Annotated in this window: 11 protein-coding genes and 1 tRNA gene; 6 read left to right on the forward strand and 6 right to left on the reverse strand. The window is 69.7% G+C overall.

Annotated elements, in window-relative coordinates; all coding sequences use genetic code 11:
* Positions 1 to 322 precede the first annotated feature (322 nt).
* The 3 genes from ACRSBM_RS31905 to ACRSBM_RS31915 form a co-directional block, all read right to left on the reverse strand.
* Positions 323 to 4,606, reverse strand: a complete 4,284-nt coding sequence (locus ACRSBM_RS31905) for a histone H1-like repetitive region-containing protein (RefSeq protein WP_434449041.1) — start codon at positions 4,604 to 4,606, stop codon at positions 323 to 325.
* Between the two features lie 19 nt (positions 4,607 to 4,625).
* Positions 4,626 to 6,302: an energy-dependent translational throttle protein EttA gene (gene ettA, locus ACRSBM_RS31910; protein ID WP_434449043.1), complete on the reverse strand. Its 1,677-nt coding sequence runs from the start codon at positions 6,300 to 6,302 to the stop codon at positions 4,626 to 4,628.
* A 272-nt stretch (positions 6,303 to 6,574) separates the two neighbouring features.
* Positions 6,575 to 6,970 carry a single-stranded DNA-binding protein gene (locus ACRSBM_RS31915; protein ID WP_434449045.1) on the reverse strand — a complete coding sequence of 132 codons (396 nt, stop codon included), beginning with the start codon at positions 6,968 to 6,970 and terminating at the stop codon, positions 6,575 to 6,577.
* Positions 6,971 to 7,280: 310 nt separating this feature from the next.
* Here ACRSBM_RS31915 and ACRSBM_RS31920 point away from each other — a divergent pair, with 310 nt between their 5' ends.
* The 3 genes from ACRSBM_RS31920 to ACRSBM_RS31930 are packed head-to-tail and all read left to right on the forward strand — an operon-like array spanning position 7,281 to position 9,612.
* On the forward strand, positions 7,281 to 7,886 hold the full coding sequence (locus tag ACRSBM_RS31920; RefSeq protein ID WP_434449047.1) for a TetR/AcrR family transcriptional regulator: 606 nt from the start codon (positions 7,281 to 7,283) through the stop codon (positions 7,884 to 7,886).
* Entirely contained in the window at positions 7,883 to 8,806 is a 924-nt protein-coding gene (locus tag ACRSBM_RS31925) for an ATP-binding cassette domain-containing protein (protein ID WP_434449049.1), read from the forward strand. The genes ACRSBM_RS31920 and ACRSBM_RS31925 overlap by 4 nt, the downstream gene beginning before the upstream one ends.
* A gap of 8 nt (positions 8,807 to 8,814) precedes the next feature.
* The gene (locus tag ACRSBM_RS31930) at positions 8,815 to 9,612 is read left to right on the forward strand and encodes an ABC transporter permease (RefSeq protein WP_434449051.1); all 798 of its coding nucleotides are present in this window, start codon (positions 8,815 to 8,817) and stop codon (positions 9,610 to 9,612) included.
* Here ACRSBM_RS31930 and ACRSBM_RS31935 read toward each other — a convergent pair.
* On the reverse strand, positions 9,609 to 11,540 hold the full coding sequence (locus ACRSBM_RS31935; RefSeq protein WP_434449053.1) for a cytochrome c oxidase assembly protein: 1,932 nt from the start codon (positions 11,538 to 11,540) through the stop codon (positions 9,609 to 9,611). The two genes, ACRSBM_RS31930 and ACRSBM_RS31935, sit on opposite strands and share 4 nt — an antisense overlap.
* A gap of 35 nt (positions 11,541 to 11,575) precedes the next feature.
* On the opposite strand from ACRSBM_RS31935, the gene ACRSBM_RS31940 reads away from it, so the two are divergent.
* A complete protein-coding gene (locus ACRSBM_RS31940) occupies positions 11,576 to 12,094 on the forward strand; it encodes a hypothetical protein (RefSeq protein ID WP_434449055.1) in 519 nt (172 codons plus the stop codon).
* Here ACRSBM_RS31940 and ACRSBM_RS31945 read toward each other — a convergent pair.
* Positions 12,072 to 13,235, reverse strand: a complete 1,164-nt coding sequence (locus ACRSBM_RS31945) for an MFS transporter (protein ID WP_434449057.1) — start codon at positions 13,233 to 13,235, stop codon at positions 12,072 to 12,074. The two genes, ACRSBM_RS31940 and ACRSBM_RS31945, sit on opposite strands and share 23 nt — an antisense overlap.
* 72 nt (positions 13,236 to 13,307) lie before the next feature.
* Between ACRSBM_RS31945 and ACRSBM_RS31950 the strand changes: the two genes are divergently transcribed.
* A complete protein-coding gene (locus tag ACRSBM_RS31950) occupies positions 13,308 to 14,387 on the forward strand; it encodes a LacI family DNA-binding transcriptional regulator (RefSeq protein ID WP_434449059.1) in 1,080 nt (359 codons plus the stop codon).
* Positions 14,388 to 14,517: 130 nt separating this feature from the next.
* Positions 14,518 to 14,590 (forward strand) — tRNA-Arg (locus ACRSBM_RS31955).
* Positions 14,591 to 14,695: 105 nt separating this feature from the next.
* Here ACRSBM_RS31955 and ACRSBM_RS31960 read toward each other — a convergent pair.
* On the reverse strand, positions 14,696 to 15,592 hold the full coding sequence (locus tag ACRSBM_RS31960; RefSeq protein WP_434449061.1) for a methyltransferase domain-containing protein: 897 nt from the start codon (positions 15,590 to 15,592) through the stop codon (positions 14,696 to 14,698).
* Positions 15,593 to 15,724: the final 132 nt, after the last annotated feature.

Below are 15,724 nucleotides of genomic sequence, written 5' to 3' on the forward strand. Positions count from 1 at the left end.
CGGGTCCGACTCCACCCTAGATGGGGTGGCGGCCGTCACCGGCAACGGGAGGGGCACTGACGAACCACTGAATCGAGGGCTGAATCGAGTCACATCATCAGTGGCGGCAACGCATTCCGCACCATCGCCGCGCCACGCCTGCACCCGGCTCCGACCTGCGGGCGCGAGCCCGCCGAAGGTTAATTCCGTGGCACACCACCGTTCACCGGCCCGACGTCCTGCCGACCGCCGAACCGCGTCAGTCACGTACCCGTCCGGTGCCGGCCGATCAGATCCGGCGCGGATGGGTTGGGCAAGGCTTGAGGTGTGGCGCTGGCCACCATCACGCCCCCGGCAACGTCCATCCGGCAGGCTCGTCCGGGCGGACGGGCCCGTCCGGGCGGACGCGGCGGATGGGGCCGGTGGTCTCGCTGTCCGGGGCGGCGGCCACGGGGACGATGGGGCCGGTCTTCTCCTGCTCGGACTCCGCTCGCGGCTTCGCCGGTAAGTAGGGCTCCGAACCCGGCCCGGTGTCGCCGGCCGGCTCCGCTGGGAGTTGCTGGGAACCGAAGTACAGGCCTGGGTGGGTCGGGGTGTCGGAGGTGGGTGCGGCCTTCGCCTCCGTGTCGTGCTGGAGGCCGAAGGACAGGCTCGGTCGGTACGGGGTGTCCGAGCTGGGTGCGGCCTTCGTCTCCGAGTCCTGCTGAGCGCCGAACGACAGGCTAGGTCGGTATGAGGTGTCCGAGCTGGCTTTCGCGTCCCTGTCCTGCTGGACACCGAAGGACAGGCCCGGCTGGTACGAAGTGTCCGAGGTGGGCACTGCCTCCGCCGGAGGTGTCTGCTGCGCGCCGAACGCCTGTCCTGACTGAAAGGGCGCGCCGAAGCTGGGCGCGGCATCTGCCGCCGGATCCTTCGCGCCGAACGGTTGACCTGTCCCGAAGGAGGCGTCCGAACTGGGCGGGGTTTCCGCCGCTGGACCCCGCCGCCCCCCGAAGGACTGACCTTCCTCGAACGGGCTTTCCGCTGGAGAGTCCTGCTGCACACCGAACGACCGACCGGTCCCCGCCGGAACGAACGGCTCCCCCCGGCGAAAGGGAGAGTCGGTCGCGGCGGGCGGCTCGGGTTCGGCCGGGCTGTCCGGGAGGGCGGGCTGCTCCGCGGTGGCGGGGCTTTGCGGCGCCGGGCCGGCGTCGTCGGCGGACCAGTCCGGGGCGCTGAGGTCGGCCGCTTCGACCTGTTCCTCGTCGGAGCGGCGGCCCGTCTCGTAGGCGACGAGCGCCTCGGCCAGCAGGTCGGCGAGGCTCAGGTCGCTCGGCCTGCGGCGGCTGCTCGGGCGGCCCGTCCGGTCGCCGGGCTCGCTCGGGGACTCGGTGCCCGTCGCGTCGACTGCCGGTTCGCCGGTGGCCGGCGAGGCGGCGGTGTCGGACGCCACCTGGTCCGCTTGTGCCGGCGGTTCGGGCTGGGTGGCGAAGTAGTCGTACTGCGTGGCCGGGTTCGGCTCGGTGCCCTCGCCCGAACCCGCGGCCGACGTGGCGGGGTCCGGCGGAGCGGACGCGTCCGGTTGTGCGGCGAGGCCGGGCTGAGCTGCCGGACCGGGTGGCGTCGGCTGGTTGGGCCGGGTGTCGTAGCTGGTCTCGGTGCCCACGGCGGACTGGGCTTCGAAACCTGGCTGGGTCCCGAAGCCGGACTGCGTGCCGAAGGTCTGGGTCCCGAAGCTCGACTGCGTGCCGAACCCGGCCTGCGTGCCGAAGCTGGTCTGGGCGCCGGAGGCCGGCTGGGCGCGTTCGGGCCGCGCGGGTGGCTCGTCGGCGGGACGGGACATGCGTACCGAGACCGTCGGGACGTCGGTGGCGTCGTCTTCCACGTCGGCCGCGCTCAGGAAGGTGCTCGACAGCAGGTCCGGTTCCGGCGCCTGCGGGATCTCGTCCTGGACCGGCACCGGCGGCATCGGCTCCGGGATGGGCGGCAGCGGGAGTGGCTTGTGCTCGGGCTCCGGTTCCTCGGCTGGGGGTTCTGCCGGGGGTGGGGTGGGGATGGAGGCCGTGGGCGGCTTCGGGGTGCTGAAGTCGAGCGAGCCGAAGTCGAGGTCGGGGAGCTTGCGCTCGTCCGGGTCGGCGGAGGCCGGGAAACCTGCCGCTGGTGTGGTGAGCGGGTAGGCCGGCTCGTCCAGGTGGGGGCCGAAGTCCGGCGCGGCCGGGAGGCGGGAGAACGCCTCGGCCATGACTGGTCGGCTGGGGCGGTCCGGCATGTCGGGAGACGCCGGGGTGTTCAGGTCCGCGAAGTAGTCCGGGCGAGCGGGTGCGGAGCCTTCGAAGAAGTCGCGCGGCTGCGCCGGTTCCGCGGCGGGCTCCTTCTGGCGCAGGCCGGACGGAGGTTCCACGCGCCACGACGGAGCGTCCGGCTTCGGCTCGGCGTCGGGGGCACGGCGGCGGCCACCTGCTCGCAGACCTTGGGCCTTGAGCATGTCCAGCACGCTCTCCGACTGTGATCTGGAGGCTTCCTCGCGCGCGGCGGTCTCCGCGCGGGCCGCCTCTTCGCGGGCTGCGGCTTCCCGGGCCGCCTCCTCGCGTTCGACGGCCAGGCGGGCGACCTCCTGGTGCGCCGCTTCCTGACGTGCGACGTCCCGGCGAACCGCCTCCTGGCGGGCGGCCTCGCGCCGGGCCTCTTCCTGGCGCACCGCCTCCAGGCGTGCGGCCTCCTGGCGCATCGCTTCCTGCCGGGCGGCTTCCTGGCGGGCCGCTTCCTGACGCGCGGCCTCCTGGCGCGCAGCCTCCTGGCGCGCAGCCTCCTGGCGGGCGGCTTCCTGACGCTCGAGCTCCTGGCGGGCCGCTTCCTGGCGGGCGGCCTCCTGCCGCGCGGCTTCCTCCGCGGCCTGGGCCTCGCGCTCCGCCTGGGCTCGTTGTTCGGCGCGGGCCTGGCGTTCCGCCTCGATCTGGCGGCGGGCCTCGCGCTGCAACTCCATGAGCTGCTGCTCGACCTTGCGCTTGCGCTCCTGCTCCACGGTCAGCTGCGGGGACTGGGCCTGTGTGGGCTGCGGCTGGGACTGGGGCTCGGGCTGGGGGGACTCCGGTTGCGGAGCCGGAGGCTCTTGCAGGACAGGGATCTCGGCGATGGTCGTCGGCCGGTCGTCGTCGATCTCGCCGGCGGCGACGCGGGCGGCACGGCGGCGACCGCTCACCATCGCGCCCGCCGAGGCGATCAGGCCGGAGGCGGGGACGGTGCGGTCGGAGGAGGAAGGAGAGGAGGAGGAAGACGCAGGCAGGGATGCGGGTGGCGGTTCCACGGGTTCCGGGCTCTTGTCATCGGGCTCGCCGAACGGCTGGACCATGCGCCACCGGTCGGCGGCGTGTTGTCGGGCCGCGGACAAACCGTCCACGGTCATGTCTTCGGCAGCGCGCCGGGCACGCTTGACGTTAACGCCATCGCCCTTGCGGACCTGGACCGGGCGCCACTGCCGGAGTTGTTGCTTCAGTGCGGCGGACAGGACGCCGTCGGTGACCACCTGTCCGCCCTCGATCGGACGGAGCAGGCTCGCCAGTTGCTGGTGCAGGTCGGCCGGCTGGCGGTGGACGCCGGAGAACTCCGCGGCGAGCCGGGCGCGGACCGCGTAGACGGCGCGGGCACGGCGGCGTTCGGCCGCGTGGGCCGAGCGCAGGTTCGTCAGCGCTTCGGCCAGTTCCCCGGAGATCTCGTGCACGTGGGCCAGCGCCAGCAGGCTTTCCGCCAGCAGCGTGTCGAGTTGGTGGCGTTCGGCGCTCGCCGCGGCCTCCCGCAGCATCTCGCGGGCCAGCGCGACCCTGCCGGCGGGCAGGTGCACGCGGGTGGCCAGGGCCAGGCGCAGCCAGCCCGACGTCGACGCCGACGGCGCGCGCACCGGGCGCTCCAGCATCGGGGTGCCGACGTCGCTCGCGTCGCGCATGCGGTTCGCGTCCATCAGCGAGAGCACCAGCTCCAGCGTGAGCCGGCCGAGGCCCAGGCCGCTGTCCGCCGATGGCTCGGTGAACCTGCTCAGCAGGTCCAGGCCTTCACGTGCGGCACCGATGGCGGCGGCGATGTCGCCCCACCGGCGGTGCTGGGCGGCCTGCACCGCGCGGATCAGGCCGCGCAGCAACAGGCGGGTGTCGTCGTCGAGCGACTCGTCGGCGACGTAGAGCTGGTCCGCCTCGGCGAGCGCCCTGGTGGGTTCGTCGCCGCGGCCGACCGTGACGAGGCATTCGCTGGCCTGCACCAGAGCCGACGCCCGCAGTTCCGCGGGCACGTCCGGCGCTTCCAGCACGGGGATGGCCGCCGCGAACCCCGTCAGAGGCGCGCCCACGGACCGCGCGCACGCCGCGAGCTCGACCCGCAGCAGCCACGCGATCTCGTGCTCACCGGCGGCCTCGGCCGCCTTCAAGGCGTCGATCGCCCGATCGGCGATGCGGACGCCGCGGCCGACGCGGTTGCCCGCGAAGACCACCAGCGACTCCGCCCGGAGGCGGTCGGCTTCGTCGTGACGGGCGGAGGCGAGCGCGAGTGCGCGCTCGCCGAGCACCAGAGCGAGCTCCGGTGCCCGCCAACGCAGCCGCCAGGCGGGCACGACCAGCGTGCTCACCTCGACGTTCGCCTGCGTCTCGCCCCTCGCCGCCACGACGTCAGCCGTTGCCCTCTCAGTCGCGTGTCAGCTTGCGGTAGGTGACACGGTGCGGCCTCGCGGCGTCGGCACCCAGGCGTTCGAGCTTGTTCTTCTCGTAGCCCTCGAAGTTGCCCTCGAACCAGTACCACTTCGACGGGTCTTCGTCCGTGCCCTCCCACGCGAGGATGTGCGTGGCGACGCGGTCGAGGAACCACCGGTCGTGGGAGATGACCACGGCGCAGCCGGGGAACTGCTCGAGAGCGTTCTCCAGCGAGCCCAGGGTCTCGACGTCCAGGTCGTTCGTCGGCTCGTCCAGCAGGATCAGGTTGCCGCCGAGCTTGAGCGTGAGCGCGAGGTTGAGGCGGTTGCGCTCACCACCGGACAGCACGCCCGCGGGCTTCTGCTGGTCCGGGCCCTTGAAGCCGAACGCGCTGACGTACGCGCGCGAGGGCATCTCGACGTTGCCGACGTGGATGTAGTCGAGCCCGCCGGACACGACCTCCCACACGTTCTTCTTCGGGTCGATGCCGCCGCGGTTCTGGTCCACGTACGACAGCAGGACCGTCTCGCCGACCTTCACGTCACCGGCATCGGGCTGCTCGAGACCGACGATGGTCTTGAACAGCGTCGTCTTGCCGACGCCGTTCGGGCCGATGACGCCCACGATGCCGTTGCGCGGCAACGTGAACGACAGACCGTCGATCAGGACCCGGTCGCCGAAGCCCTTCTTCAGCTTGTCGACCTCGACCACGACGTTGCCCAGGCGCGGGCCCGGCGGGATCTGGATCTCCTCGAAGTCGAGCTTGCGGGTCTTCTCCGCCTCGGCCGCCATCTCCTCGTAGCGGTCGAGACGCGCCTTGGACTTGGCCTGGCGGGCCTTGGCACCGGAGCGCACCCACTCGAGCTCGTCCTTCAGCCGCTTCTGCAGCTTCTGGTCCTTCTTGCCCGAGATCGCGAGCCGCTCGGCCTTCTTCTCCAGGTACGTCGAGTAGTTGCCCTCGTAGGGGTGGGTCTTGCCCCGGTCGATCTCGAGGATCCACTCGGCCAGGTTGTCCAGGAAGTACCGGTCGTGGGTCACGGCGAGCACGGCGCCGGTGTACTGCGCGAGGTGCTGCTCCAGCCACAGGACACTCTCGGCGTCCAGGTGGTTGGTGGGCTCGTCGAGCAGCAGCAGGTCGGGCTTGCTCAGCAGCAGCTTGCACAGCGCGACGCGGCGGCGCTCACCACCGGACAGCTTGGTGACGTCGGCGTCCGGCGGCGGGCAGCGCAGCGCGTCCATCGCCTGGTCGAGCTGCGAGTCGATGTCCCACGCGTTGGCGTGGTCGAGCTCCTCCTGGAGCTTGCCCATCTCCTCCATCAGCTCGTCGGAGTAGTCGGTCGCCATCAGCTCGGCGATCTCGTTGAAGCGGTCCAGCTTCACCTTGATCTCGCCCAGGCCCTCCTGGACGTTGCCGAGGACGGTCTTCTCCTCGTTGAGCGGCGGCTCCTGCTGCAGGATGCCCACCGTGTAGCCGGGGGCCAGGTAGGCCTCACCGTTGCCAGGTGTGTCCAGCCCCGCCATGATCTTGAGCACGCTCGACTTGCCGGCGCCGTTGGGACCGACCACACCGATCTTCGCGCCGGGGTAGAACATGATCGTGACGTCATCGAGGATGACCTTGTCACCGTGCGCCTTGCGCACCTTTTTCATGGTGTAGATGAACTCGGCCATGGCGGCGATCGTAGAGCGGTGCCCGGAGGCTCCTGACCTCGGTCGCCGACAAGCGGGCGCTCACCCCCGGATCAAGCGTCACGCGACTCGGTGACCTGCTCGTTCCGTTCGAACGTGAACGACTCTCGGCGATCGGTCCTCAGCGGCCCCGATCTACGAGCTTCCCTCCTTCTTCCTGGTTCGCGGTACGTGCATCTTCTCCGGCGGCACCCCCGGATCGGGTGGGTTCCCGAACTCCGCGCGCTCGTTTGCCCCGAACGGCTCAAACCCGCTCAGAACGGGATCGGCTCCTCCGCGAGGTCTTCGGCAACGCGCGGTTCAACGACCGGAGCGGAGCCGAGTGACTGCACCCGGCTCAAGTCCAGCCCGACGTGCAACGCGTCGACGCTGAACGCCTGCCGTTTCACATCGTCCTTCTCGTAATAGCGCATGCGCAGTTTGCCCTGGACGATCACGGGATCGCCCTTGGACAGCGTGGTCTTGACGCTGTCGGCGAGCTTGCGCCAGCACGAGACACCGAGCCACACCGACTCGCCGTCCTCCCAGTCGCCGATCGACGTGTTGTAGCGGCGCTCAGTCGAGTTGAGGCGGAAGTACGCGTTCGTCTTGCCGTCCTCACCGTGCTTGTACGAGATCTCACTCGCCACATGACCAACGACGGTGACCATCGTGGAATTCCAGGACATCGGGCTCGCCTCCAGGTTGTGGGTTGCCGGTCCAGGTTGCCGGAGGAGCCGGGAGGTACGGGCGGGGCGGACGTGGATCTGTGGATTACTCGTGGGTTGTGGACAGGTCGCGATCTTGGAGCACCTCGAACCGCGAAATCGTCGGGGCCGCGTGCTAGGGGCCGGTAGCGAAGTCGATGTTCGCGATGGCCGGGCACAGCCGGACGACCCACAGACGACACGCTCGAGCGGAGCGAATGAGTGAGCGCACACTCATTGACATGAGTGAGGACTCACTCATACAGTTGCAGACGTGTCAGAGGAACCACGCCGCCGCCGCGCACCCGCGATGAGCCCGGAAGATCGCCGTGAGGCGATCGTCCAGGCCACGCTGCCGCTCGTGGTGAAGGCCGGCGCGAACGTCACCACCAGCCAGATCGCCGCCGCGGCCGGAATCGCGGAAGGCACGGTGTTCCGCGTCTTCAAGGACAAGGCGGAACTGCTCGACACGTGCATCCAGCGCGCACTGCACTCCGACGAGGAGATCGCCCGTCTCGAAGCGATCCCGGCGGACGTGCCGCTGGAGGAGCGACTGACCGCGGGAGTGGCCACGTTCAGCGGATACCTCGACCGCATGTGGGGTGTCATCGGCGCGCTACGCGAGTCCGGCTACCAGCCGCGCGACGAGGACCACAAGAAGCACAAGGGACCGCCGATCGGCATGCAGCAGCTGACCACCGCCATCGCGGGCCTCTTCGGTGACGTGGAGCTGCGCGTCAGTCCCGACCTGGCCGCGCGGATGCTGCTCGGCGCCGTCTTCACGAACCGGATGGGCGCGGGCTTCGGCGAGACCGCGGCCGAGCCCGCCGCCATCGTCGAGCTTTTCCTGCACGGCGCACTCAAGGGGGAGACAAGATGAGTGAGTTCATGATCGAAGCCACCGAGGTGGGCAAGAGGTTCGGTGACGTGAACGCGCTCGACGGCGTGAGCGTCACCGCGAAGAAGGGCTCCGTTCTCGGGCTCCTCGGCCACAACGGCGCCGGCAAGACCACGCTGGTGAACGTCCTCACGACGATGCTGCCGCCGTCCGGTGGCAGCGCGAAGGTCGCGGGGTTCGACGTGGTGAAGCAGAGCCACGAGGTCCGCAGCCGCATCGGCCTGACCGGCCAGTTCGCCGCCGTCGACGAGCAGCTCAGCGGCCACGACAACCTCGTGCTGATCGCCCGGCTGCTCGGTGCCGGCCGCAAGCAGGCCCACCAGCGCGCGGACGACCTGCTGGAGCAGTTCGACCTCACCGACGCCGCCAGGCGCAACGCCAAGACCTACTCCGGCGGCATGCGGCGACGTCTCGACCTGGCCGCCTCGCTGGTCGGCAGCCCCGAGGTGCTGTTCCTGGACGAGCCGACCACCGGCCTCGACCCCGCCAGCCGCCTCGCGATGTGGGAGATCGTCGAGAAGCTCGTCGCCGACGGCACGACCGTGCTGCTCACGACGCAGTACCTCGACGAGGCCGACCGCCTCGCCGACTCGATCACCGTGCTGTCCCACGGCAAGGTCGTCGCGTCCGGAACGTCGGCCGAGCTCAAGGCGCAGGTCGGTCAGCGCACGGTCACCGTCACGCTCGACTCGGCGGCCGAGGTGAACACCGCGCTGAAGGCGATCGGCTCCGTGGGGCTCCACCCCGTGGCGGAAGGCCTCACGCTCACGACCCCCGTCAGCGCGTCACGCGACCTGGCGACGGTCGTGCGCGCGTTGGACGACAACGGCTTGGAGGCGCACGAAATCGGCCTCAAAGAGCCCACGCTCGACGACGTCTACCTCACTCTCGCCGCGAACTAGGGGGAATCATGGCGACCTTGACCTGGCACGGCAGCAGCTACCCGACACAGGTTCTGGTGCTGACTGGCCGTTCTCTGCGCGCACTGCTGCGCACGCCCGCACTCGTCTTCTTCAGCGTGCTGCAGCCGTTGATCATGCTGACGCTGTTCAGCCAGATCTTCAGCAGCATCACGTCCACGGCGAACTTCCCGCCGGGCATGAGTTACATCAACTTCCTGCTGCCCGCGATCCTCGTGAACACCGCGATGCAATCCTCTCTCGCGTCCGGCATCGGACTCGTGCAGGACATGTCGAACGGTGTGCTCGCACGGTTCCGTTCACTGCCCATCCGGCCGAGCACGGTCTTGTTGGCACGCAACCTGTCCGACGCGGTGAGGACCGCGTTCCAGCTGGTGCTGATGATCGCGTTCGGCGTCCTGGTGTTCGGCTTCCGCCCCGACGGCGGCATGCTCGGCACCCTCGCCGCTCTGGGCCTGGCGCTCGTCGTCGGGTGGGCGCTGAGCTGGGTGTTCATCGCGATCGCCGCGTGGGTGCGCAAGGCCGAGCTGATGCAGACCGTCGGCTTCCTGGCGATGTTCCCGCTGATGTTCGCGTCCAGCGCGTTCGTGCCGGTCAGCGGTCTGCCGGGCTGGCTGCAGGCGATCGCGAAGGTCAACCCGCTGACCTACGCGGTCGACGCCGCCCGCAGCCTGGCGCTGGCCCACCCCGTCACCGGAGTGGTCGGCGCACTGGTCACGAGCGGCGCCATCGCGGCGGTCGGCGCGTTCTTCGCGATCCGCGGATTCCGCCGCCCGCTGTCGCTTTAGCCCTTCTCGGCGATCTTGCGGAGCATCGCGTTGTAGGCCTCGAGGTCGGCGTCGCCATCGGCGTCGGCCTTGCGGTCCAGCCGCTTCGCGTCCCGGCCGTCCTGCCGCGCCCACTGCGTGAGCAGGGCGACCATGACCACGAGCAACGGGATCTCCCCCGCCGCCCACGCGATGCCGCCGCCGAGTCGCTGGTCCTCCAGCAGGTTCTGCACCCACGGCAGCGCGAGGCCCCGGTAGAACTGCTCGCCGATGACGTTCGCGGAGCTCATCAGCACCACGCCGAAGAAGGCGTGGAACGGGATCGACGCGAACAGCAGCCCCAACCGGCCGAGGTGCGGCAGCTTGTTCGGAGCCGGGTCGACGCCGATCACGGGCCAGTAGAAGACGTACCCGGCGAGGATGAAGTGCGCGTTCATCGCGAGGTGCGCCCAGTGGAACGGCAACGCGGCCTCGAACAGCCCCGAGAAGTACAACGCGTAGAACGACCCGACGAACAAGCCCAGCGCCACGAACGGGTTCGTCAACGCGCGCGCGACCGGTGACTGCACGAACGCCAGCAGCCATTCGCGCGGACCCGGCACCTCTTTGCCGACCGGCAGCGCGCGCAACGCCAGCGTGACCGGTCCGCCCAGCACGAACAGGATGGGCGTCAGCATGGACAGCACCATGTGCGCTTCCATGTGCACGCTGAACATCGCCGGCGAGTACCGGCCCATGCCCGACGACGTCGCGAACAGCAGCGAGAAGCAGCCGCAGAGCCACGCGACCGTGCGGCCGACCGGCCACTTGTCGCCACGCTTGGTCAGCCTGCGCACGCCCAGGACGTACAGCAGCGCGAGGGCGAGCGCCGCGGTGCCGAAGACCAGGTCGAAGCGCCAGTCGAACAGGATGCGCGCGAGCGTCGGCGGTCCGGCGAGGTCGTAACCGATCGCGATCTCCGTGCGGCTGGGCAGTTCCAGGCTGCCGCCGGGCGGAGGTGTGCGGGCCAGCGCCACGGCCAGGCCGATCGTGAACATCATCAGCAGGACTTCGAGGCCGGCGAGCTTGAGCAGCGCGTGCGGCTTCCCCTCGGCCACGCCCTTCACGCCGCGTTCGCGCTGGAAGTAGCCGAACACGCCGAGCAGCAGCAGACAGGCCAGTTTCCCGAGCGTCAGCCAGCCGTAGGTGGACGTCACGAGATCGGCCGGGGTGATGCGCACGAGTGCGTTCACCACGCCCGAGACGGCCATGACGATCCAGCAGACCAGCGCGATCTTCGAGAACCTCGTCGCGGCGAGCGGAAGGTGCGCGCCGCCACGCCTGCCGTGCGCGAGCAACGCGATCAGGCCGCCCACCCACAGCACCGCCGCCACGAGGTGGAACAACAGGCTGTTCGTCGCCATGTCGTGCGAGCCGCCGGACGACGAGTGGCCGGTGACCGCGACCGGCACCAGCGCGAAGATCGCCCCGAACAGCAGGACGGCCGTCCATCCCCACGACAACACCAGACGGCAGCCGAGTGCGAGCAACGCCACGATGATCGCCGTCAGCAGCCACGCCTTGGACTGCTCCAGCAGCATCGCCGTCGCGATCATCTGGCTGAGGCTGAACGAGCTGACCGGCCGGTCGATCGCGGCCGCCGTGGTGAACGGCACAGACAGAACGGCACCGACCAGCCACACCAACGCGAACCACCCGGCGGTGCGCATGGCCGCGTAGCCGTCCGCCGCGAGAGTGCCGGACTTCTGCGGTGGCACGAGGAACGCCGCCAACAGCAACGAGCCGATGGTCACCACCGCGCCCGTCTCGGTCAGCACGCGCACGATCAGCAGCCCTGCAGGAGGGTTTCCCTCGAACGAGCTCAGTGCGACGGCGGCGAGGGCGGCCACCGCGAAGCCGATGACGACGAGGGGCACCAAACCCGTTCTGGTGGAGCGTTCGATTGGCACGTCCTGGAGCCTACGACCCTCTAGTGTTGCCGCGTGTGAGACGTTCTCTCCTCCTCCTGCTCGTCCTGGTCTCAGTCACCGGCTGCGCGTACTCCATCCAGGGCGAACCCATCGGGGTGCCGCTGCCGCCCCTGGCCATCGCGACACCGCGCAAGACCGAGGGCGTCGACCCGTGCGCGCTCATCACGGAGAAGGAGCTCAAGCCGATCGGCACGCTCAAGGTCAAGCCGGCGCCGCGGGCCGAGATGAAGAACTCGTGCCTGTTCACGCTCAACGAGAACGTGTACGTGCTGGTGGCGGTCCCTTATCGCTCGTTCGACGACTCCAAGGACTCGCAGAAGTCGGGACGTGAGGTGCTGACCGACAAGCACGCCACGTGGCTCAGCTGCGGTCAGCAGGAGATCGACATGGTGTGCACGGCCACCATCGCGGTCACGCGTGGGGAGTCGCTGCTGGTCGCCATCGGCATGAGCGGCGGCGTCTCGGAGACCAAGGCCCGCGACACGCTGGCGCCGCTCGCCCAGCAGGCGCTCAAACGCGTGCCGTCCGTCTAGCGGCCCGCCTGGCCAGCCAGGTCGCCGGGATGATGAGCGCGGTGACCAGCGCCACGAACCCGAGCGACACCACGAGAGAACTGACGTGTGCGAGGCCGCCCACGATCGGCGGACCCGCGAGGAACCCCGTGTAGGCGATCGTCGTCACCAGCCCGAGCTCACGTTCGCCGCCGCTGCCGTCGGCGCGTTTTCCGGTCTCGCTCGCGAGGTCCATGACCACGGGGAACGAGAACGCGAGCCCCAGCCCGGCCAGGCCGAACCCGACGTAGCCGGCGGCCGGCGCGGGTGCCAGCACGGTCAGCGCCAGGCCCGTCGCGGCGAGACCACCACCCGCGGCGAGCAGGCGATGCGGGCCGAGGACGCGTTGGATCGGTTCGCCGAACCACCGTGCGAGCCCCATCGTGACCGAGAAGACCGCATAGGCGTACGCGGCCGCCGCGTCCCCCATGCCTCGCTCACGCACCATGAACAACGCCGACCAGTCCGCCGCCGCCCCTTCCGCGATGGCACTGCACAGCGCGACGCTCGCCAACAGCCAGAGGACCGGGCTCTTGACCACACTGCGGCGTTCGGTGACTTCCTCCCTATGACGCTCCCCTACTCCTCCGGGGATCGTCCTCGCGATGAGCGCGGTGATGATGACGCCGACGAGTGCCGCTGCCAGGAAGTGCCTCATCGGCGTCCAGTGCGCCTGAGCAGCGGCGGCGCTGCCCAACGACCCGATGAGGCCACCGACGCTGAAGCCCGCGTGGAACTGCGGCATCAACGGCCGCCGCAGGTCGCGGACGACGACGACCGCGGCGATGTTCATCGACACGTCCATCGCGGCGATGCTCGCTCCCAGTGCGACCAGCGTCAGCCCGAACTGCAGCGGCGACTGCGATAGCGCGAGCACGGGCAGAAGCAGCGGACTGAGGAGGCTGCTCGCTATCAGGACCCCACGCGACCCGTGGACAGCGCAGATCCGCGCCGCCAGCGGTGCGGTGCAGGCCAGGCCGACGCTCGCCCCGAGCAACGCCAGGCCGAGGCTGCCCACCTCCGCGCCGATCTGCTCGGCGAGCGCGGGCACGCGGGCCGCCCAGGTGCCGAAGACAGCGCCGTTCAGCAGGAAGACGACGAACGTGGCCAGGCGTGGAGACATGCCCGCCAGCATGACTGAAGCGCTTCAGCATCGCCAGCGGTTTGACTGCGATCTCTCGCATACGATGCGTCCGTGGACTCCGACCGCCGACGCAGGCCGACGCTGGACACCGTCGCCGCCGCGGTCGGGGTCTCCAGGGCAACGGTGTCGAACGCGTACAACCGGCCCGACCAGCTCTCGTCGTCGTTGCGCGAACGCATCCTCGAAACGGCGCGGTCGCTCGGCTACGCGGGCCCCGACCCCGTCGCGCGCTCACTGGCGACCCGCTCGTCCGCGGCCGTGGGTTTCATGCTGCCGCAGGGGCTGTCCGGCGCGTTCTCGGACCCGGCGCTGTCGATCGTCCTCGACGGCCTCGCCTCGACCGTCGACGGCCACGACCACAGCCTGGTCCTGATGCCGGGCGACGCCACGGGCGGTCCGCGTCCCTCGATCGTGACGCGCGCCCAGGCGGACGTGATGGTCGCCTACTCCCTGCCGGACTCGGCACCCGCCCTGGACGCCGTCGCCGCCCGCGGCCTGCCGCTCGTGGTGATCGACCAGCCGGTGCTGCCGGCCTCGGCGCGGGTCGAGGTGCAGGACTACGCCGGCACGTGCGCGGCGGCGTCACATCTGCTGGAGCTGGGGCACACGCGGTTCGGGGTGCTGACCTTCGCACTGCACCCGGACGGGGCATCCGGACCGGTCTCGTACGAGCGCCGTTCGGCCGTGCCGTTCCGCGTGAGCCGCGACCGACTGGGCGGCTACCTCGACACTTTGGAAAAAGCCGGGGTGAAACCGGACAATGTTCCGGTGTGGGAGGCGCGCGGCAGTGATCGCGAGCTCGGACGTCTAGGCGCGCGGTGGTTGCTCACCGGCACGCCGCGCCCGAGCGCGTTGCTGTGCACGTCGGACCAACTGGCCTTCGGCGCCCTCCAAGCGGCCCGCGATCTGGGTTTGACCGTCCCGGGGGACATTTCGGTCGTCGGCTTCGACGACGTCCCCGAAGCGGCCTACAGCGACCCGCCGCTGACTACTGTGCGTCAACCCCTGGCCGACAAGGGCCGCCGAGCCGGTGAACTGGCCCTGAAATTACTGGCCGGCGGTAGACCCCCACGGCCGACGAGACTCGACGTTTCCCTCGTGGAGAGAGCTTCGACGGCCCCACGGACGTGATCCGCGTCACGTTTAGACTGTTTTCGTCAACCATTTGGACGTAGGGCGGAAACGGTCGATCGACTCCGGACGATGTGTCCGGTGGGGGGCATCGGCTGCCACGCTTCGTGGCCGCTTTCGCACCCCTCCAGCCTCTGTAGCTCAGTGGAGAGAGCGAGGGACTTCTAATCCCGAGGTCGCAGGTTCGAATCCTGCCAGGGGCGCTGGAAAAGGTGGCCGCTGACCTGCATGGACAGGTCAGCGGCCACGTTCGTTCTCGATCTTGACCCTGCTTTGTGGAGCCAGTTCGGACGAGGCTGGTGCGGAAGTTACTTCGCCGTGCCCCGCCGGTCCGCCAGGAACGGGCTCGACCAGGTGCTGCCCGGGCCGCGGAACTGGGCGTTGGAGACCACCTCGCCGTCGGCCGGTTTGCGTGCCACGACGACGATGTTGAACGGGCGGAACGCCTCTACGGCGGTGATCTGCAGGCCCATGTGGTCCACCAGTTCGACCAGCAACGCGGTGTCGAAGACGTGGTGGTGCATGCCGCGGAACTTCAGGTTGTCGGCGCACCGCTCCTCGAAGGCGGCTCGGCTGCCGGCCTCGGCGTCGCGGGACATGTCGTGCAGCGCCAGGATCTCCGCCAGGTGCGTGGTGTCGGTCTCCGGCGTCTTCTGCTCGAAGTCCTCGATCATGTGCGCGAGCGTCGTGACGGGGCGATTCCGGTCGAAGGTGCCCTCCAGGTGCGGGGCGATGAGGACCAGGGTGCCCTGGTCCTTGAGCACGCGGATCCATTCCGACAGCGCCAGGATGGGGTTGGCGGTGTGCTCGACAACGTGTGAGGAGAGCACGAAGTCGTAGGTCTCGTCCGCGATCATGTTCAGGTCGGTCGCTTCGGCGACGTACTGGACGCCGGGTTCGTGCTGATCGTCGTAGCGGAACGTGGCGCCCTCGACGATCGAGCCTTCCCAGAGCGTCTGGGCGCTGAAGTTGCAGTTGTCGATCCGGGCGGCGTCCGGATAGACGGGGACGAGGCCGCCCTGCTTGAAGAAGCGGGTCGGTCCGCCGATCTCCAGGCCGATCTTGTCGAGGAAGAGATGACGGGCGGTGTCGTAGGAAGCCATCCGAGGTGGAAAGACTCGATCGTGCACGGCGGTGATCAGGCCGCCCACGCCGTCGTTCTTCAGAGTCGCCAGCGCTGCTTTGATCGTCACCGTGTTGATCATCGTGAACCCTCACCTTGATCGCCTGGTTGCCGCGACATGCTAACGCTTGGCGGCGCGGGTTCTACCCTGCTTCGACGTCCTATGGAAAGGCGCGGCGCAGGGCCGATTCAGGCTGTGGGCAGGAAGTCGCGC

Source organism: Lentzea xerophila (genome assembly GCF_051094245.1).
GTDB classification, from domain to species: domain Bacteria; phylum Actinomycetota; class Actinomycetes; order Mycobacteriales; family Pseudonocardiaceae; genus Lentzea; species Lentzea xerophila.